We start from the raw sequence: 18,660 nt of genomic DNA on the forward strand, positions 1-18,660 counted from the left end.
AGCCCGAGTCCGAGGCTGGGTTGCCCGAGGCGGGGCTCGAGCGCTCAAGTCCCTACGTGCCCCGGCCCGTTCTCGCCACAGCGGCAGGACAACGGGCGGACCCGGCTCGCCCCCAGCCTCAGTGGCAGGACTCCGACGGCTTCGGGGCCGGGGCCGGGTGGGCCAGCTGGTTCAGGGCGCGGGCGGCCTCGGCCTTCGGGGCGAGCTGCTTGAAGGCGGTGCCGATGATCAGGTCGACCTTGGCGCCGGAGCGGGTGTCGGCGCGCTTCTGGGCGCCGGGGAGCTGGCTGCCGAGGACCGGCAGCGAGGTGTCGAGCGAGGCCGGGGAGCCGAGGAGCAGGCCGGTGCCCGGGACCTTCTTGTCGAACTCCTTGGTGGCGTTGCCCACTTCGCCGATCTTGAAGCCGCGCTTCTTCAGCTCGTCGGCGGTCTTCTTGGCGAGACCGCCGCGCGGCGTCGCGTTGAAGACGTTGACGGTGACACGGCCCGGCTCGGGCAGCGGACGGGCCGACTTCGCCGAGGCGGAGGCGGAGGCGGACGCGGAGGCCTTGGGCCCGCAGTCCGGCGCGGAGGCGGAGGCGCTGTCGCCGCCGCCCGAGAACACGTCGATGAGCTGCAGGGTTCCCCAGCCGACCATGCCCAGCGCGGCGGCCGAGGCGATGGCGGCGACCACCCACCGGCCACGGCGGCGAGGCCTGCGCATCCGCGGATACTTCGATCCTGTGACGCGGTACTGGCGGCCCATGCCGGGAGGAGTCAGCATGCTCATGAGCGCAGCGTAGTGCCGCGAAGCGACAATGCCTACTAGATGATCATTGCCTTGTTGACGGACCAACCCAAAAGGGCCAACTGTTCATTGGTGGGCCCACTGAGGTTTGCCGGAGAGGCGCCCAGGCCACCGCCCCTGCCGGTGCTCGTCGGATTCCGTTTCCGGCCCTGTTCCGGTCCGGCTTCGTAACCGAGTCCGGTGCGTACGCCGTACCGGTGACGGACACACGCCGCCCCGGGCCGTGGTGCGCACCGGCCCCGGCCGCGGTGTGCGTTCCGGTTCGGGTTGCCTCAGTCCAGTTCGAGGACGCGGGCGTGGAGTACCTGGCGCTGCTGGAGGGCGGCGCGGACGGCCCGGTGCAGGCCGTCTTCGAGGTACAGGTCGCCCTGCCACTTCACGACGTGGGCGAACAGATCGCCGTAGAACGTCGAGTCCTCCGCGAGCAGCGTTTCCAGGTCCAGTTGGCCCTTGGTCGTCACGAGCTGATCGAGGCGGACCGGGCGCGGCGCGACGTCCGCCCACTGCCGGGTGCTTTCCCGGCCGTGGTCGGGGTACGGCCGGCCGTTTCCGATGCGCTTGAAGATCACACGGAAAGCCTACCGGTCCGGGCTCTTCGGGCGCAGCCATCGCGACGCTGTGTAGTGTCCGCGTCAGGCGGGACGGAGGGGAAACCCCGGGTCAAATCGCGGCAAACCCGGAGGCGGGGGCGGCCGGACGGAAGCCGGACGGAAGTCGGACGGCAGCCGGACGGAAACAGGGGCGCACTCCGACCCGCCGTTCACCGGACGCCTGCGCCGAGCTGCAACGCGCCCCCGCGCACGCCGCGCGAGCCGCGCACTCGTGTGCACCGAGCCCCCTTTGCCCCTACGAGCCATCCTCCGCCCCGTACCGTCGGGAAATTTCCGTCATCAGTGGCGGACGATTACTTTGCGTTCCCGTCGCCGCCCGGCTTCGCGGCCTTGGCCGCCTTCGCCGCGGCCTTCATCTCCTGCTTGTGCGCGCGCACCTTGACCAGCGAGTCGGGCCCGGTGATGTCCGCCACCGACCGGTACGAACCCTCCTCGCCGTACGAGCCCGCCGCCTCCCGCCAGCCCTCGGGCCGTACCCCGAGCTGCTTGCCGAGCAGGGCGAGGAAGATCTGCGCCTTCTGCTTGCCGTAGCCGGGCAGGTCCTCAAGGCGCTTCAGGAGGTCCCGGCCGCTGGCCGCGCCCTCCCAGACCGCGCTCGCCGAGCCGTCGTAGTGCTCCACGAGGTACTGGCAGAGCTGCTGCACCCGCCCCGCCATCGAGCCCGGGTAGCGGTGCACGGCCGGTTTCTCGGAGAGGAGCGCGGCGAAGGCCTCCGGGTTGTACCGGGCGATCTCGTGCGCGTCGAGGTCGTCGGCGCCCATGCGCTGGGCGATGGTGTACGGCCCCGTGAAGGCCTTCTCCATCGGCACCTGCTGGTCCAGGAGCATGCCGACGAGGGCGGCGAGCGGACTGCGCCCGAGCAACGCGTCCGCGTCGGGCTGCTGGGAGAGATGAAGGGTGACGTCCATGAGTCGATGATCGCCCGTCGGCCCGGGGAATGCCCGTCACCGCCCCGCCGCAGCCCCGTGCCCAGGGCTCCGGCGGGGCTGGGCCGGGCGGCCGCGCACCTACTCGCTCGACAGTGGCCCGAGCAGCCAGGCGCCCGCCGAGCGCGGGTGCTCGGAGAAGTAGAACTCCCGGATGGCCGTGAGGATTTCGTCGCGGTCGACGAGTCCGTCGGCGTCGGTGTCGAGCCGTCCGAAGACCTCGCGGGCGTCCGGCTCCGGCAGGCCCATCAGGGCGCCGGTCCAGCGGACCTGCTCGTCGCGGGTGAGCAGTCCGTCGCCGTCCTCGTCGGCGATGTCCATCAGGGCGTCCAGGAAGGGTTTGTAGCCCGCGTCGAAGGAGTCCGGGGTTTCCAGGAGGCCCGCGGCGAAGGCCGCCTTGTACTCGGCCTCGCTGATCCGACCGTCGTGGTCGGTGTCCGCCACGTGCACCAGGTGGTCCCACAGGCCGAGGCTGAGACCGCGCAGCCGGGCCAGCGGTTCGGCGGCCGGGGACAGGGCGAAGGCCTCGCCGAGCCGGGCCACCGCGGACTCGAAGTCGGCGCGGTCGACGTACCCGTCGCCGTCCGTGTCGTACGTGGAGAACCTGCGGGCCAGCTTGCGGTCGAGGAAAGCGGAGATCTCCAAGGCAAGTCCCTTCGTCCGCCGGGGTGTTGACGGTCCGCCAGGGTGTGGCGAGGGCGTCCCGTGCCCCCGCCGCGGCGTCCCGGGCTCCCGGCCGGGACGAGGGTAGCGGGGGCACGGCGCCGCGCGCCGGACTTCGGGGCGCCTCGTCCGACGACGGCCCCGCCGATGGCCCCGCCGATGGCCGCACCGATGGCCGCACCCTTGGCTGGGGGGCGGCACCGCGAGCGCCAACCACCCCAGCGCGCTCAACTCACCGCTGGCGGCGTCCAGTTGGCCGGAACGTGCCCGAGACGTACGCGCTGCGGATGGTCACCGACCGGCACCGTGGCCACCTTCTTCCCGGTGGCGAAGCTGATCGCGGTGACCTGGTCGGTGCCGCTCTCGGAGATCACGCAGTCCTCGCCGTCGCCGCTGACGGTCGCCCAGTACGGCTTCGAGGCGGTGACCAGCGGGCCCTCGGTGAGCGTGGCGCGGTCGACCACGGTGGCGTAGTCGTCCATGGTTCCGGCGACGCAGAGCTTGTCGCCCGCCGGGTTCATCGCCATTCCGTGGTGGCGCGAGTCGTTGACGTAGGTGGTGCGGTCGTCGCTGGTGTCCGGATTCTTGGGGAGTTCCCTGACCCGGGTGACCCGGTCGCGGTGTACGTCGTACTCCACCAGGCCGTTGAAGAACGAGACCTGGAAGTACAGCTTCGACTCGTCCGGGGTGAAGGCCACCGGCCGGATCGCGTCCGAGAGGTCCTCGCGGCCGAAGGCGTCGAGCCGTTCGCGCATGTCGATGACCTTGACGACCTCAAGGGTCTTCGCGTCGGCGATGGTGATCCGCCGGTCGCCCTTGGTGAAGTCCAGCCAGGGCGCGTCGAGATCGGTGTTCACCTCGCCGATCGACATGTTCCAGAGGTGCCGGCCGCCGTTCGTGTAGACGTTCTCGTGCGGCTTGTCCCCGGTCGAGAACGCACCGGCCTCCTCGCCGGTGGCGATGTCGAGTACGTGCACCTTGTTGGAGATCGACGCGGAGACCGCCACCCGCTTGCCGTCCGGCGAGACGGCCATGTGGTCGGAACGGTAACCGGACACCGGGAAACGCCAGTTGATCCGTCCGGTACGTACGTCGATCGAGACGACATCGGCGAAACTCGGCCGCGAGGCGACCACCGCGGTGCCGTCCGGCGTGGTGTACATGTCGTCCACGAACTGGTCGTGCCCCTCGCCGGGACCGGAGCGGATCCCCAGGAAGTAGGCCAGCTTGACCGGGTTGAGGTAGATCTCCCGGAGCCGCTCCTCCTTGTCGGGGATCATGTTGATCCGCCCGAGCTTCCCGTACGCGCCGCCGGACTCGATGACGTCAGCGGTCCCGTCCCAGTTGTTGCCGACGAAGAAGACCTGGCGCAGGTTCTGTTCGCCGCTGATGCCGCCCGTCCTGTCCTCGGAAGCGCCCGAACGCCACTGCGGCGTACGCGAGTTGAGGGACCGTACGAGGGAATCGGAAGCGCCGGCGGTCGTCGCTGCCGTGGCTTCGGGTGTCGTCGCGGTGGCGGTCGGGGTCAGGCACGCGGCGCCGAGTGCCAGGGTCAGGGCGAGGGTCGCGGTGAGAGTAAGCGCGGGGCGGCGTACGGGGGAACGGCCGCTTCGGGTCGGGTGGAGGGAGTTCGTCACGGGGTGCTCCCTGGCGTGAGGAGGAGGGGCGCGCCATGGAAGGTAGTGGCCTCCGCAAAAGGTGACCAGTGTTCATGTTCCAAATGTTCGTGCGTCGTTTGTGCGTGCGGGACAACAAGATCGTGGACGCGAACGCGAACGCGAACGCGAACGCGAGGGAGACAGGGGGACGGGAGAGGTCCGTGCCCAGGGTTCAGACGGTGTCGATGTGCACGTTGGTCGACTTCACCCGGGCCGTCGCGCGCATGCCGACCTCGAGGCCGAGTTCCTCGACGGCCTCCCGTGTGAGGAGGGAGACGAGCCGGTGCGGTCCTGCCTGGATCTCCACCTGGGCGGCCACGTCACCGAGTTTGACGGCGGTGACGATGCCGGGGAAGGCGTTGCGCGCGGAGGTGTACGAGTCCTCGTCGTCGCCGCCCTGCGCCAGTTCCACCGAGAAGGCAGCCAGGTCCCGGCCGTCGATCACCCGTCGGCCGCCCTCGTCGCGCCGCGTGGGCAGCCGTCCGCCGTCGGCCCAGCGCCGGGCGGTGTCCGGGCTGACACCGAGCAGGCGCGCGGCCTGGCCGATCGTGTAGGACTGCATGCGCGGCAATCTAGTCCATCGCCGCAGGACGGCCGCCGTCCCCGCAGGTCCGTCCGGCAGTGGCGGAACGAACTCCGCCTCGTCCGTCCGGCAGTGGCGGAACGAACTCCGCCTCGTCCGTCCGGCAGTGGCGGAACGAGCCCCTGGCCCGACCGTGCCGCAGGCGGCCCACTCCTCGCCGGCGCCGGGATTCCGACTCCCCGAACGGCCCCGAATGATCAACTTACGACGGGCGGCGCCGTACAAAGGATGCGGAAACCGGTCCGATTTCCTGCCGATTGACCGTCCCGTACCCCCACCCCTCGCGAACCCTCGGAGGTCCGCCATGCCCATCTCCGACCCGTCCTCGCACCCCTCCCCGCACCCGTACTCACCCACGTACCCGTACCCGAACTCGCGTCCGTCCCCGTACTCGCAGACCCGCAAGGAGCCCAACCCCGGCCGCCGGACGGTGAGTTCCTCGTCCGCCGGTGCCGTGGCGGCGGCCGTCGGCGCGCTTGCGCTGACCGTGCTCGTCCCGCAGGGGACCGCCGTCGCCACCATCTCGGGGGACGGCGGCGACCGGATCGGGCTGCTGCGGCCCGGCGGCGGCGCGTACGTCGCGGAGGGGCGGCTCACCTCGGACCCGGTGCGTCAGACGGAGGGGGCGAAGCAGCTCACGCTCGCGGGCGACCGGGTCGGGGTCCTGCTCGGCGACGGAACGGCCCAGGTCAAGGAGGGCGGCCTGGGCGCCGGATGGCAACCGGTGCGCGGCGAGGTGAAGCAACTCGCGCTGACCGGTACGCGGACGGGGGTGCTCCTGGCCAACGGCGAGGCGTACGTACGCGAGGGCGACGGGCCCTGGACCCTGGAGTCCACCAAGGTCAAGGAGCTCGACCTGGCGGGCGACCGGATCGGCATGATCCGCGGTGACGGCGCGGCCTACGTCAAGGACGGCCCGCTGGACGCCCCCTGGATCAAGATGGCGGACAACGTCACCGGCCTCGGTCTCGCGGGCGACCGGGTCGGCATCCACAACGGCGCGGGCGACGCGTACGTGAAGGAGGGCGCCCTCTCCGAGCCCTGGACGATCCAGCACCGCAACACCCTCCAGCTCGAACTCTCCGGCGACCGGCTGGCCATGGTCAACGACAAGGGCGAGGCCTTCGTCAAGGAGGGCGCCCTGCACGCGGACTGGGTCAAGGTCTCCGCGCACGTCACCCAGATCGCCCTCTCCGGCCGCCGGATCGGCATCCTCGACGGCGAGGGGCGGGCGCGGGTCAAGGAGGGCGCGATGCAGGCGAGATGGGTGGTGGTGGCGGAGGGGGTACGGGAGTTGGTGATGTCCTGAGGCCGGCATGTGTGGCGAACGGGGCCCTGGTGTGCCGGGGCCCCGTTCGTGCGGCAGCTCTGCGTCGCAATGCTGATGTGGGTTGCCGAGGGGGCTGTGTCGCGTCCTCAGGCCGCCACCGCCACGGCCGAGACCGCCGGTACGCGCAGGGTCCTGCGGGTGGTGGCCAGGCTGGTGCCGAGGGTGGCCGTGGCGGCGATCGCGGCGATGGCGAGCCAGATGCCGTAGGTGGCGTCCGGCAGGGCCGTATCGGTGCGGACCGCGTTGAACGGGAGGGTTCCGGCGAGGCCCGCGACCGTACCGAAGAAGACACCGGTGAGGGTCAGGAACAGGCCCTCCACGCCGACCGTGGTGAGCACCTGGCGCGGAGTCGAGCCCGCGAGGCGCTGGCGGCCGAACTCCCGGGTGCGGTACGAGGTCGCCGCGTACAGGCTGTTGACCAGCATGACGCAGGCGAAGACCACGATGATGCCGACGACGGTGAGGTTCAGCGTTTCGAGGTTCTTGTCGTCCACGGACTTGGTCAGGCCGGACGCCTCGATGGCGTCGTTCTCGATGGTCTGCATCGACAGCGTCGCCGCCGCCACCCCGGTGAACAGGATCAACGGCATGAGTACGGAGGCCAGTTGGTCCGCGCGCTGCCGCAGATTGTGCACCGCGAGATACGCGCCCGCGCCGCCGATCCTCGCCACCGGCCGCGCGATCCGGTCGAGCAGCACGCGCAGCAGCCGCGGCGAGAACACCGCGAACCCGATCGAGAGCAGAATCGCCCCGTACGCGGGCGCCGCCATCAGCGCAGGTTCGGTGCTCTTCATGGCGTACGTGGAGGTCACCGACCCGGCGCCGAGGACCAGCGCCGCCGCGCCGCCGAGGTTCCGCAGCCGGCTGCGGGGCGGGCGGCCGCCGGCGAGGGCGCGGGTGGCACGGCGTACGGCGAGGAAGGCGGCGCCGACCGCGGCGAGCAGGGTGATGGCGAAACCGGAGCCGAACGCGATCGGGCCGAAGGCGTAGTCGACGTTCTCGGCGACCTGGCCGCTGTCCTGGAACATCCCGAACAGCGCCCGCCCGCCGAGCATCGCGGGCCCGATCGCGAGCACCGCCGCGACCAGCGCGACCGCCAGCGCCTCGCCCACCACCATCCGCTTGATCTGCGCGGGAGTCGCCCCCGTACTGCGCAACAGGGCCAGTTCCTCGCCCCGTTGGCGGACGTTCACGGTGAGGGTGGAGGCGATCGCGAAGAAGACGAGCAGGGTGCCGTACCCGCCGACGACGCTCGCGGAGACGCTCAGGGTCTCCGCGCTGGTGTCGTCGATGTGCGCGGCGCCCGCCGTGTCGTGCAGCGAGTTGAAGGTCATCGTGATGCCCGCGCCGAGAAAGGCCGCGAGCAAGGTGGCGACGAACCGCCCCGGCCGCTGCCGTACGGACTTCACGGCCAGCGAGAACATGGCGAAGGGAGCGTGCATGGCGGTCAGACCTCCTGTCGGGTGGTGGGGGCGGTGCCGGGGGCGGTGTAGAGGGTGGTCGGGGCCGTCGGGATGGTCGGCGGCTGGTGCGCGGGGTGTGGCGGGTGGGCGCTTCCGTCGTCGCCCAGGCGGTCGCCGAGGTGGGCGAGGCGCTCGGCGACGGCGTCGACGGTCGGTGCGTCGATACGGCCCGCGAGGCGCCCGTCGGCGAGGAAGATCACGGAGTCGGCGTACGAAGCGGCGACGGGGTCGTGGGTCACCATCACCACGGTCCGCCCGTGCACCCGTACCGTCTCCTGCAACAGCCGCAGCACCTCGCGCGCACTGCGCATGTCCAGCGCGCCGGTGGGCTCGTCCGCGAAGATCACGCTCGGCTCCGTGACCAGCGCCCGCGCGATGGCGACCCGCTGCCGCTGGCCTCCGGAGAGCTGGTCCGGCCGGTGGCTCATCCGGTCGCCGAGTCCGACCTGGGCGAGGATCCGCTCGGTGCGGGCGCGGTCGATACGGCGCCCGGCGAGCCGCAGCGGCAGCGTCGTGTTCTGCGCGACGGTGAGCGTCGGCATCAGGTTGTACTGCTGGAACACGAACCCGATCCGGCTCCGCCGAAACTTGGTCAACTCGGCCTCGGAGCCCCCGGTCATCTCCTCACCGTCGACCATCACGATCCCGGCATCCGGCCGGTCGAGCCCCGCCGCACACTGCAACAGCGTCGACTTCCCCGACCCCGACGGCCCCATGATCGCGGTGAAACTCCCGGCGGGAAGGCTGAGGCTGACTCCGTCGAGGGCGGTTACGGCGGTGACGGCGGCCGGGGTGCCGGTGGCGGTCGCCTGCGGGTTCTTGCCGTTCCCGGTGCCCTCGGCGACCCCGTACCGCTTGGTGACCTTCACCAGCCGCAGGGCCTCGCCCCCGGCGGGCCCGGTGCGTACGTGATCCCTGGTCCTGCTCCTGCCCTTGCCCGTGCTCTGGCTCTTGCCCTTGCTCCGAAACATCGGCATCCCCTTGTGTCCCGTGAACTGCGTGGTCCGTGCTCGACCCGGTCGCGGCCTGCGAACTCGGCCGCCCCGTCCGACACTTCGAAGCTACGCAGGGTGAGCGCGGGGCACATTGGGGCTACGGACCGTATGGGGGGTGGTGTTGGGTACACCGGGGGTGGGGGGTTTCCGGCGGGCGGTGCCGGGGAGCGGGACGTGTCGGAGCGGGCCACCGCAAGGACCGGATCGAGCCCCGCACGGGTCCCAACTCCCTTGTCAGTACGTCCTGTTAGACATCACCCATGACGACGCGTCGACCGCAGATCAGTCTTGACCAGCTTCTCGAACGCCTGGCGCACAAGGTGGCCGGGGCCGCACCGGAGGGGTGGCGGAGGGGGCGGGTGAGTGCGGTGGGGAGCAGATCCGGGTCGGCGCAGTACGCGGGCTGGTACGAGCTGGGGGACGGGCGCCGGGCCGGTATGGAGGTGGAGGTCATCGGGGACCGGTACTGGGAGTGCTACTTCGGCGAGGTGGCGCCGGAGCGGCTCGCCGTCGAGTTCGTCGTCGAGGCGTCGGGGCGGTTCGAGGCCTTCACCAGCCCGGACGCCGAGCGCACGTTCGCCGCAGCCGACCGGCTGCTCCTGGTGCGCGATCCGGACGGCCTCCCGCCCGAGCCGGGCGACGAGCAGGAAGGTCCCGCCGACCCGACGTACGCGGGCGATCCGGACGAGGCCGTACGGCTGTTCCGTGAGTATCTGCGGCTGCGCGCCGGGATCCTCGGGCACGACGGATACCTCAACCCGCCGCTGGACGCCGCCTCGCGTGAACGGCTCCTGCGGCGGTACGACGTCGCGCTGCCGCCCGATCTGCTCGCCCTCTACGGCGAGTTCAACGGCGAGTACGACGAGGGCATGCTCTTCGAGAACCAGACCTGGTACGCGCTGGAGGGGGCGCTCGACCAGTCCTCCTTCTGGTTTCCCACCCTGAAGTGGTCCGACAATCCGCTGTGGTCGGCGGTCCCCGACTCCGATCCGCCGGGGGCGGTGCGGCGGTCCGTGCACCGCGCGGGGTGGCACCGGTTCGCCACCAACACCGGTGGCGACTTCCTCGCCGTCGACCTGGACCCCGGCCCCGGCGGGCGCCCCGGCCAGATCATCCGTCTCGACCGGGACTACGGGGCCTGCTACGTCGCCGACTCGATGACCACCCTGCTGCGGCACCACGTCGACGCGCTCCGGCGCGGTGACTACCGCTTGCGCACCCACGATCTCGACGCCGCTGATCTGGAAGACCTGGACGATCTGGACGGCGTGGAAGACCTGGACGATGGGGAAGACCCCGACAACGCAGAGGAGTTCGCGGGTCTGGACCCGGAGAACCTCGACCCCGATCTGCTCGACCGGTACCTGGACCGGGAGGGTATGGAACGCGGTGACCTCCGCCTCTTCCTGACCGTCGAGACGGGCCTGCCGCGCGAGCGCCACGCCCCCGTCGGCAGCGCTGCCACGCATCGCGTGACGCTCTCCGGCGAGGGGGCCGACTTCCACGCCGGGCTCGTGTCCCTGCGCCGGGCTCCGGTTGAGGCACTCCGGCTCGTGCTGGATGCGACCGCGCCGACGGGTTCGCCGGAGGGGGCTGGTTCCTCCGAGCCGACGGGTTCCTCCGAGACGGCGGATTCGCCCGAACCGGTAGACCTGGCACCGCTGTTGGGCCACCCGACCTTGCGCGCGCTCACGCTCGTCTCCGAGTGTCCGGTCGATGTGAGGGTACTGCCCACCCTGCCCAAGCTCCGCGGCCTCGACCTCTCCAAGGCCGAGGCGCACGGCATCGATGTGATGACCACCGAACTCGACGGACTGGCCTTCCTCTGCCTCCGGTACGCGCAGTGGCAGGCGGTCCCGGAGCCGGGCAGTGCGTCGTCGCTCGCGGCCGTGGCGCTCGGTGGCGACGCCTCACCGCGTGAAACGTACGACTGGGCAAGCCGGTTCGGGGCCGAGGCGTCGTTCCACGAGGGGAACCTGGAAGGTGAATAGCCCCTGCCTGGCCGCCTGTTCCCGCCCTCTCTCACTCGCTTTCCCTCTCGCTCGCTTTCCCTCCCTGCTGTCCCTCTCCCCTCACCTCCGTGCCATGGCCAGGAACTCCCGGCCTCGTTCGGGGGTGATGAGCGGGGCGAGGACCGGATCGGCGAGGAGGACGACCGGGGCCAGGTGGTGTTCGCTGCGGGGGCGCCACAGGGTGAGGGCGCGGTGGAGTTGCGGCCAGGCGCGCTCGTACAGGCGCTGTTTCTCTTCCTGGGCGCTGCGATAGCGGTCGTACGGGGACTCGCCGGGCCGGTACCGGCCGCCGTCGACGAAGGTGGGGGCGGGGCCGTCGAAGGGGTCCGGTACGCGGAAGGCGGGTTCGGCGGCGAGGCGGGCGGCGAGTTCGTGCACGGGGGCGTCGAACTCGGGGTTGCCGTAGGAGATGCGGAAGTCCGGTGTTTCGGAGCGGGCGGCGTACGCGGCGAGCAACTCCCGTACCGGCTCGGGGCCGTGGCCTTCCAGGTACTGGCGTGGGGACCAGGCATGCGGGAGTCGGCGGTAGCTGCGTTCCTCGTCGAAGAGGAGGGGGAGGAACTCGGCGGCCATGGAGGGGAGTTCGAGGACGTTGCGGTCCCCGATGCGGCAGGTGAGGAGGCGGGTGAGGGAGACGGTGTGCCGGTCGCCGAGCATCACGAGCATCTGGAAACGCAGCACGTCCGCCCGTTCGCGGCCGAAGCGGGCCGCCTGCTCGAACTCCTTCAGTGGCTCGTCCACGGCGCCGTCCAGCGCCGCGTGTCTCGCCTCCTCGGTACGGGCCTCCCAGTGCTCGCGGGTACGGCCCGGGGGCTGTCGCAGCGCATGGAAGGAGGCGTACAGGCGATTCATCAACTCCCAGAAGGAGGTGTGCCGTTCGGCGGGCATGCCGTCCCACGAGGCGAGCCAGTAGGCCGCCCATTCCCCGTTCTCGTCCACGTCCTTGGGATCGAGGAACAGTACGGCCGCGTCCGCTTCCAGGGACAGCCGAAGGGAGCGGGAGATGACTACGGATTCCGTGGCGATTCCGGTCTCACCGTCACCGTCACCGTCACCGTCACCTTGCTCGTTCCGCTGCTCCTCGCCTTCGTGATCCTCGTTCTGCTGCTGCTCGTTCTGTTCGCCCTGCGGGCTCTGCTCGTCCTCGCCGGTCGGCACCGGCAGGAGTAACTCGTCGCACCAGGCGTACGCCTCGGCCCAGTGGGCGTCGTCCGTGTCCTTCAGCCAGGCGAGTTCCTGGGCGCCGGCGAGCCGGTGGACGAACTCGCCCGCCTGCCGCCAGCCGTTGCTGACCAGGAAGAACGCGCGGAGGGACGGGGGCAGGGCGCGGCCGAGGCGGTTCTCGGCGGCGCGAATTTCGTCCACCGTGGCAGGGGCGAAGCCGAGTCCGCCCCGCGCGCGTATCTCGGTCGTGCCGGGGCCGTCGCCCCCGGGATCGTCGACGGACAGCCATTCCTCGCTCCACCGGTCGAGTAACGACGTCCACTGCTCTCGGTCCATGTGCCCGCCCCCCTCAGGCCGGTTACGGGCGTTGCGGGCGCCCGCGAAATCGCTTTCCCTCCGTGCCGCGGGTCAGTGACGGCACGGCTACCACGACACCACAAGCCACTGACAATGCGGCCTGGCCTGCAGCCGCCGATTCGTGAAGTGTCAAATATCCGGCGGAGTACGGCAGTTGGAGAGGAATGGAGGGGAAGGGAGGGTGAGGGGAAGCGGGAGGATGAGAGAGCGGGAGGGCGGCCGAGGAAGCGTGGCTACCGCGTGGCCCCGCCTCCGCCCCCGCTCGCCGCCCGCTGCCGATGCCGTACATACGCCCGGGCGTGCTGGGCCTCCGCCCCCGGTTCCGTGTCCAGTTCCTCGGCCAGGCGCAGGCGCAGGGCCTCGTAGACCTGCAGGGCCCGGTCGTGGTCGCCGAGGCCCGCGAGGGCGAGCATCAGGTGGGCGGCCAGGCTCTGGTGGAGGGGTTCCTCGTCGGAGAGGGGGCCGAGCCAGGCGACGGCGTCGCCGAACCGGCCCTCGGCACAGGTCAGTTGGGCGTGCACCAGGGCCAGGGCGATACGGCGTTCGGCGGCGGCCTGGGCGGCCGGGTGGTCGCGCAGCCGGGGCGGCAGGTCGGACAGGACGGGGCCGCGCCAGCAGCGCAGGGCCTCCTCGTAGTACGCGCGGGAGGCGGGCGGGTCCTGGGAGTGGACGAGTTCGGCGCGTTCGGCGGCCTCGTAGAAGCGGAGCAGGTCGAGCTGGGGGGTGTCGACCACGAGCCGGTAGCCGGTGTCGGCGGCCAGCATCGTGCCGGGGCCGTCGCCGCGTCGCGCCTCCAGCCATTTGCGCAGCCGTGCCACGTGCGTGTGCACCAGCGACCAGGCCGAGGGCGGCGGGTGCTCGCCCCACAGGACGTCGATGACCTCTTCTCGCCGTACGTCCTCGTTGGCGCGCAGCGCGAGAAGCGCGAGCAGGGACCGCTCCATGGCGGACCCGAGGTGGGCGGGCCCGTCCTCCCGTTCCACGGTCAGCGGGCCCAGCACCGAGAAGTGCAGCATCGATGGCTGGAGGGACTGCGGGGACTGTGGGGATTGGTGGGACTGCAGGGACTGGTGGGACTGCGGGGTCTGGAGAGGTTGGAGGGGCTGGGGTGGTCGTGGCGCGGCCGTTGGGTGGTACGGGTCCGCCGACTGCGCGTACGGCCCGGGGACCGGCTCCGTTTCCGAATGCGACTGCTGTGCGGCGTGGTCCGGCGGTGGTAGCAGCCTGCCCGTCGGCTGCCCGGAACCCCATGCCTGTGACGATGCGGCGCTCACGGTTCTCCTCTCGGCTCGGCCCCCCGGCTGTCCTGATTGACGGACTTTTTCGGGGCGGGGTTCCGTGCGCGGCCGACGCGGCGATTTTCGGCCAGTTCGTCCACCGGATCGTTCACCGGAGATCCATCACGGTTCACGAAGGCACACGAGAGGGGGTGGGTGTGCACGACGCCTGGACGTCGTGCACACCCTGTTCACACCGGTTCACCCCTGCTCGGCACGGCTCGTGGCATCTCGTACGGGGGACGCGACGGGATGGGACTTCAGAGGCTTCGGAGGTGTCAGAGGCATCAGCGGGATCAGCGGAATGAGGGCGAGGAAGACGAGGCAGCCGCTCGCCCAGAGCGGTCCGCGATCACCGGCGGCGGTGCCGAGGGTGGTCGCGGCGATCAGGGGTCCGGCTGCGGCACCGATGTTGAGCGCCGCGGTCGCATAGGAACCGGCCATCGTCGGGGCCCCCGCCGCCTCGTAGAGAACGCGGGCGATCAGTGTGCTGCCGACCCCGAACGACAGCACGCCCTGTACGAAGGTGAGGACGAGCAGGGCGACCGGCTCGTCCGCCACCACGGCCAGGGCCGGCCAGCCGACGAGCAGCAGCGGACCACCGCACGCGACGACCAGGCCCGGGCGCCGGTCGGACAGACGCCCGGCGACGGCGACCCCGACGAAGGAGCCCGCGCCGAAGAGGACGAGAGCGACGGAGATCCACAGTTCGCCGAGCCCGGCGACGTCGGTCACCACGGGGGCGAGGAAGGTGAAGCCCGCGAAGGTCGCCGCGTTGACCAGTGCGCCGAGCAGCATCGTCAAGAGCAGCCGTGGACGGGTGAGTTGGGCGAGTTCGGCGCGCAGGGCCGGTACGTCCCCGGTGGTCCGTGCGGTGTCGGTGGTCCGTACGTCGTCGGTGGTCGGTTCGGGAATCGCAGGGGCGGGGACCGCGCGCAGGATGCCGAGCGCCGTGGGGAGGCAGAGCGCGGCGACGGCCCAGAAGGCGGAGCGCCAGCCGAACAGCGCGCCGAGTACCGATCCGGCGGGGACACCGGCGACGGTGGCCACCGTCGTGCCGGACAGCAGTACGGCGAGTGCGCGCCCCTTCCTGTCCGGCGGGACCAGCGCGGCCGCCGTCGTCAGTGCCACGGCGAGGAAGCCCGCGTTCGCGAGCGCGGCGATCACCCGGGTCGCGAACAGGACCGGGAAGGACGTGGCGGTGGCGCCCACGACATGAGCCGCCGAGAAGACCAGGACGAAGCCGAGAAGGCTCGTCCGTCCCGGCCGGTCGCGGGCGAGCGCGGCCATCAGCGGAGCGCCGACGACCATGCCGATCGCGAACGCCGAGGTGAGCGTGCCCGCCGTTCCGACGGTGACGTCCAGGTCGGAGGCGAGGTCCGGCAGCAGGCCCGCGAGCATGAACTCGGAGGTACCCATGGCGAACACGGCCAGGGCGAGCAGGTACAGCGGGAGAGGGAGAGGGAGAGGGAGGCGGCGAGCGAGCGGGAGGAGAGGGCGCGGCCGGGGAGGACGCGGCGGAGTGGGCAGAGGACGAGGACGAGGACGGGACATCAGTGGCTCCGGGGTGAGGAGAGGCGTGGAAAGGCTTCTCGTCACCGCGGTCAGCGCCCCGGCGCGCAGCCGTCCGGCCGCGGACTGCGGCGGGACGGCGGGATCACGAGCACGCACGATTCGTGAGCTCGCACGATTCACGAGCTCACGGGATCATGAACTCCCCGGATCCCGAACTCACGGGATCACGGGATCACGAACTCAGTGGTTCCGGGGGCTGACGGGGTGACCGGCAGCCCCCACCTCGTCCGACTCGGGGCTCGACATGGGGCGCACGGTACCCCGGCAGGGGGCTCGGGAGCACCTGATTTCCGGGGACTCCGGCCTACCGGCATCCCGGCCCTGCCGGTATCCCAGCCCAACGCGCATCGCGCACCGCGCATCCGCATGCCCGCCTGCCCGCAACCCCGCATGTCTGGGCACGCGTTCCCGGGCCGTGTGCGCCTCCAGGAACGCGTGCCTTCGGACCCGTACGTCACCGGTCTCTACGGATAGGTGGCGAACTCCTACGACCGCGGCTTCGCGATCAACGCCGTTGCCTCCATAGGAAGTTGGGCGGCGCGTTCGACGACCAGGCCCGCGCGTTCGAGCAGGGAGGTGAAGAGGTCGACGGAGCGGTGGCGGCCGCCGGTGGTCATCAGGAGGTGGAGGTCCCAGAGGGCGGGCAGCATGGTGGAGTGCTCGTCGACGACCATCCGGTCCAGGACGAGCAGGCGGGCGTCGGGGCCGGACATCGCGCGGCGGCAGTGCTCGAAGGCCCGTACCGCGTCGTCGTCGGACCAGCCCGCGAGGACCCGGCAGAAGAGATAGACGTCGCCGCCCTGCGGCACGGCCTCGAACATGTCGCCGCCGAAGAGTTCGACGCGGTCCAGGCCGACCGTCTTGGACAGGTATTCGCGGGCGAGCGGGATCACCGACTCGCGGTCGAGCAGCTTGCCGCGGGCGTCCGGCGCGGCCTCCAGGAGTACCGAGAGCAGGTGGCCGTTGCCACCGCCGCAGTCCACGATGGTGCGGCCGGAGAAGTCGAAGACCTCGGGTACGTAGTCGAAGAAGAGGTTGCCCGCCTTCATGGTCCGCTGGAAGCGGTCGGCGAAGTCGGGGTGGCTGTCGAGATAGCGGTAGAGCGGTTCGCCGTAGGCGAGTTCGAAGCCCGCCTGGAGCGTGGTGAAGCACTCGGGGGCGTTGCCCCAGGCGGTGTAGAACTCCTCGCCGTAGAGGAGGCACATGTCGCGTAGGGAGCCGGGGCGCGTCAACAAGGCTTCCGCGACAGGGGTGTTGGAGTAGCCGGTGAGGTGGCTGCCCTCGAACACCCCGACCGCGACCAGCAGCCGCATGAGCCTGCGGATGCCCTCCTCCTGTGCCCCGGTCGCCTCCGCGAGTGCGGCGTCGGTGGTCAGCCCCGCCTCGATGTGGTCGGGCAGTCCGAGCTTCGCCGCGGTGTGCAGGGCCTGCGCCCGCCAGCCGCCGGAGATGAGCTCGACCACGTCCTGCACTGCCTTCAGATCAGCTTTCACCGCGAATTTTCTCCCAACTCCGGGGACGGGGGTGTCTCGGTCTGGCGCCGTACGCTCGTGGCGGACCTGAACGGCCGCCGTTGCCAAGGGAGTCGAGGCACTGTTCACTACGGAGCCCGACGGCGGACGCGTGGGACGCGCGGGACGCGAGAGTCGTTACGCGCCGGTCGGGACTCGCTGGGGAACTGGTCGGGGGAGGGCTCTGGCCGGGGCGAACCGTCCGGTCGGAGCCCCTGGTGGACGCGGCCGGTCGGTACGTGGAGCTGCGGATTGACTGGTGGGCGCTGGTCGGCCGGGACACCCTAGCCGCTCGTCCGGGTGTCCAACCGAAGCAATTCCCCAGTTGTTTCCCGGTCTCCCGTCCACCTCTCGTTCCTTTCGTCACATGCGTCTCGGCAGCCCCTTCCGTTTCGTCGGCCGTGCTTTCGAGGTCGGTCCCGATGGGTGCGGACGGGTGGCCACGTATGTGTGTGACTGCGGAGAGTGTGCAGTCGAACACCGTGGCGCACCCGTCGGTTCACCCGAACTCACCCCGTCCCCCTCCCGCGGGGTCAGTCCGCACGCCGGGCCGTGACCAGCCAGACGCTGCTGCGCAGTAGTACGGCCGATTCGGCGTTCCCGTTCAGGTGTTGCTCGCACTGATCGTGTTCCTCGGGCTGGTCGCGCTGCTCGGGCTGGTCGCGCTGCTCGGGCTGGTCGGGCTGTTCGTACGGTCGGAGGGTTTCGGTGAGGGTCCGGTGGGCGCGGGCGCGGGTGTCCTGGTCGGCGTGGGCGGTGAGGTGGCGGCCGGGGCCCGAGTCGAGCAGGAAGGCGCCGGCGTCGGCGGCGTCGCGGCCCCAAGTCCCCGGTGCCGTCACGTGGTTGACGGAGATGTCCGTGTAGTCCGCGGCGGTCAGGATGCCGGTGATGCGGTCCGGGTCGGCCAGGGAGAACATGCCGGGCCCGCCGGGGGCGCCGAAGCCGCCGAGGGGAAGCAGGTCGCCGAGTGCCTTCAGGGCCCGGAACCAGTCGTTGCCCTCGGCCTCCGCTCCGCAGACGAACGCGATCCGGCCACCGGGGCGCAGGGCCCGCCCGATGTTGCCGAAGGCGGCCACCGGGTCCGCGAAGAACATCACCCCGTGGCGGCTGATCGCCACGTCGAAGGTGTCCGGCCGCCACGGGTGGACCTGGGCGTCACCCTGCTCGAAGGCCACGTTGGCGAGCTGCTCGCGCCGGGCCGACTCGCGGGCCCGCTCCAGCATCGGCCCCGACAGATCGACACCGAGGGCCCGGCCCGCGACCGCCTGCCGCGCCGCCAGCCTCGTCGTACGCCCCGCCCCGCAGCCGATGTCCAGCACGTGGTCCCGCGCCCCGATCGCCGCGGCCGCGAACAGGGGCTCGTTCAGCCCCTCGTTCACCGCGTCCCAGCGGTCCTGGTGACGGGCCCAGTGATGGCCCTCGTAGCCGTTCCATGCCTGTTCCTGCGGGGAGTTGACGTGGGGGAGCTGAGCCATGGGTCTGGTCCTCCTGCCGGGTCGGTGGATCCGCGAGCCCTGCCGATCCACGGGCATGTGGACTTCCGGACATCCGGGCACGGGGGCATGCGGACATCCGGGCACAGACGCACAGACGCACAGACGCACAGACGCACAGACGCACAGACGCACAGAGGCACAAGGGCATCAGGGCATGAGGGCATGAGGGCACGAGGGCATGCGGATCTACGGGAATGGCCGCCCGTCTAGAATGGGCGCTTGCCCAAACAGTATGGGCGAGTGCCCGGACCG

15 protein-coding genes are annotated in these 18,660 nt (G+C 71.2%); 2 read left to right on the top strand and 13 right to left on the bottom strand.

What is annotated here, in order from left to right; all coding sequences use genetic code 11:
• Window positions 1-118: 118 nt before the first annotated feature.
• The 6 genes from HUT18_RS17695 to HUT18_RS17720 all read right to left on the bottom strand — a co-directional run bounded on the left by HUT18_RS17695 (window position 119) and on the right by HUT18_RS17720 (window position 5,207).
• A complete protein-coding gene (locus tag HUT18_RS17695; RefSeq protein ID WP_254878657.1) occupies window positions 119-769 on the bottom strand; it encodes a LytR C-terminal domain-containing protein in 651 nt (216 codons plus the stop codon).
• A gap of 290 nt (window positions 770-1,059) precedes the next feature.
• A complete protein-coding gene (locus HUT18_RS17700) occupies window positions 1,060-1,356 on the bottom strand; it encodes a type II toxin-antitoxin system VapB family antitoxin (protein WP_003999914.1) in 297 nt (98 codons plus the stop codon).
• A 335-nt stretch (window positions 1,357-1,691) separates the two neighbouring features.
• Window positions 1,692-2,306, bottom strand: coding sequence for an HhH-GPD-type base excision DNA repair protein (locus HUT18_RS17705; RefSeq protein ID WP_176101610.1), 615 nt, complete (start codon window positions 2,304-2,306; stop codon window positions 1,692-1,694).
• 99 nt (window positions 2,307-2,405) lie between these two features.
• Window positions 2,406-2,969 (bottom strand): EF-hand domain-containing protein, encoded by a 564-nt coding sequence (locus HUT18_RS17710; protein WP_176101611.1) that lies wholly within the window; start codon window positions 2,967-2,969, stop codon window positions 2,406-2,408.
• Window positions 2,970-3,214: 245 nt separating this feature from the next.
• Window positions 3,215-4,624: a YncE family protein gene (locus HUT18_RS17715; protein ID WP_254878659.1), complete on the bottom strand. Its 1,410-nt coding sequence runs from the start codon at window positions 4,622-4,624 to the stop codon at window positions 3,215-3,217.
• 193 nt (window positions 4,625-4,817) lie between these two features.
• Window positions 4,818-5,207 carry a molybdopterin-binding protein gene (locus tag HUT18_RS17720; RefSeq protein ID WP_176101612.1) on the bottom strand — a complete coding sequence of 130 codons (390 nt, stop codon included), beginning with the start codon at window positions 5,205-5,207 and terminating at the stop codon, window positions 4,818-4,820.
• A 325-nt stretch (window positions 5,208-5,532) separates the two neighbouring features.
• Between HUT18_RS17720 and HUT18_RS17725 the strand changes: the two genes are divergently transcribed.
• Entirely contained in the window at window positions 5,533-6,537 is a 1,005-nt protein-coding gene (locus HUT18_RS17725; protein ID WP_176101613.1) for a peptidase S1, read from the top strand.
• Between the two features lie 107 nt (window positions 6,538-6,644).
• Here the strand turns inward: HUT18_RS17725 and HUT18_RS17730 are convergent, their stop codons facing one another.
• Together HUT18_RS17730 and HUT18_RS17735 are read right to left on the bottom strand one after the other, a co-directional pair.
• Entirely contained in the window at window positions 6,645-7,982 is a 1,338-nt protein-coding gene (locus HUT18_RS17730; protein WP_176104607.1) for an FtsX-like permease family protein, read from the bottom strand.
• A gap of 23 nt (window positions 7,983-8,005) precedes the next feature.
• On the bottom strand, window positions 8,006-8,992 hold the full coding sequence (locus tag HUT18_RS17735) for an ABC transporter ATP-binding protein (RefSeq protein WP_176101614.1): 987 nt from the start codon (window positions 8,990-8,992) through the stop codon (window positions 8,006-8,008).
• Between the two features lie 284 nt (window positions 8,993-9,276).
• Between HUT18_RS17735 and HUT18_RS17740 the strand changes: the two genes are divergently transcribed.
• Window positions 9,277-11,007: an SMI1/KNR4 family protein gene (locus HUT18_RS17740; protein WP_176101615.1), complete on the top strand. Its 1,731-nt coding sequence runs from the start codon at window positions 9,277-9,279 to the stop codon at window positions 11,005-11,007.
• An 81-nt stretch (window positions 11,008-11,088) separates the two neighbouring features.
• On the opposite strand, the gene HUT18_RS17745 is transcribed toward HUT18_RS17740, so the two are convergent.
• The 5 genes from HUT18_RS17745 to HUT18_RS17765 form a co-directional block, all read right to left on the bottom strand.
• Window positions 11,089-12,528, bottom strand: a complete 1,440-nt coding sequence (locus tag HUT18_RS17745) for an SMI1/KNR4 family protein (RefSeq protein ID WP_176101616.1) — start codon at window positions 12,526-12,528, stop codon at window positions 11,089-11,091.
• A 254-nt stretch (window positions 12,529-12,782) separates the two neighbouring features.
• Window positions 12,783-13,565 (bottom strand): BTAD domain-containing putative transcriptional regulator, encoded by a 783-nt coding sequence (locus HUT18_RS17750; RefSeq protein ID WP_176101617.1) that lies wholly within the window; start codon window positions 13,563-13,565, stop codon window positions 12,783-12,785.
• Window positions 13,566-14,027: 462 nt separating this feature from the next.
• Entirely contained in the window at window positions 14,028-15,275 is a 1,248-nt protein-coding gene (locus HUT18_RS17755; RefSeq protein ID WP_303246582.1) for a Cmx/CmrA family chloramphenicol efflux MFS transporter, read from the bottom strand.
• A 611-nt stretch (window positions 15,276-15,886) separates the two neighbouring features.
• Complete coding sequence (locus HUT18_RS17760; RefSeq protein WP_176101619.1) at window positions 15,887-16,894, bottom strand: methyltransferase; 1,008 nt, start codon at window positions 16,892-16,894, stop codon at window positions 15,887-15,889.
• Between the two features lie 551 nt (window positions 16,895-17,445).
• A complete protein-coding gene (locus HUT18_RS17765) occupies window positions 17,446-18,387 on the bottom strand; it encodes a class I SAM-dependent methyltransferase (RefSeq protein ID WP_176101620.1) in 942 nt (313 codons plus the stop codon).
• Window positions 18,388-18,660 lie beyond the last annotated feature (273 nt).

This window comes from Streptomyces sp. NA04227 (assembly GCF_013364195.1).
Classification (GTDB): domain Bacteria; phylum Actinomycetota; class Actinomycetes; order Streptomycetales; family Streptomycetaceae; genus Streptomyces.

Excerpts from the sequence above, each read along its gene's own strand:
- HUT18_RS17695 (WP_254878657.1), bottom strand. The coding sequence starts at position 769 with ATGAGCATGCTGACTCCTCCCGGCATGGGCCGCCAGTACCGCGTCACA.
- HUT18_RS17705 (WP_176101610.1), bottom strand. The coding sequence starts at position 2,306 with ATGGACGTCACCCTTCATCTCTCCCAGCAGCCCGACGCGGACGCGTTG.
- HUT18_RS17720 (WP_176101612.1), bottom strand. The coding sequence starts at position 5,207 with ATGCAGTCCTACACGATCGGCCAGGCCGCGCGCCTGCTCGGTGTCAGC.
- HUT18_RS17725 (WP_176101613.1), top strand. The coding sequence starts at position 5,533 with ATGCCCATCTCCGACCCGTCCTCGCACCCCTCCCCGCACCCGTACTCA.
- HUT18_RS17730 (WP_176104607.1), bottom strand. The coding sequence starts at position 7,982 with ATGTTCTCGCTGGCCGTGAAGTCCGTACGGCAGCGGCCGGGGCGGTTC.
- HUT18_RS17735 (WP_176101614.1), bottom strand. The coding sequence starts at position 8,992 with ATGTTTCGGAGCAAGGGCAAGAGCCAGAGCACGGGCAAGGGCAGGAGC.
- HUT18_RS17740 (WP_176101615.1), top strand. The coding sequence starts at position 9,277 with ATGACGACGCGTCGACCGCAGATCAGTCTTGACCAGCTTCTCGAACGC.
- HUT18_RS17745 (WP_176101616.1), bottom strand. The coding sequence starts at position 12,528 with ATGGACCGAGAGCAGTGGACGTCGTTACTCGACCGGTGGAGCGAGGAA.
- HUT18_RS17750 (WP_176101617.1), bottom strand. The coding sequence starts at position 13,565 with ATGCTGCACTTCTCGGTGCTGGGCCCGCTGACCGTGGAACGGGAGGAC.
- HUT18_RS17765 (WP_176101620.1), bottom strand. The coding sequence starts at position 18,387 with ATGGCTCAGCTCCCCCACGTCAACTCCCCGCAGGAACAGGCATGGAAC.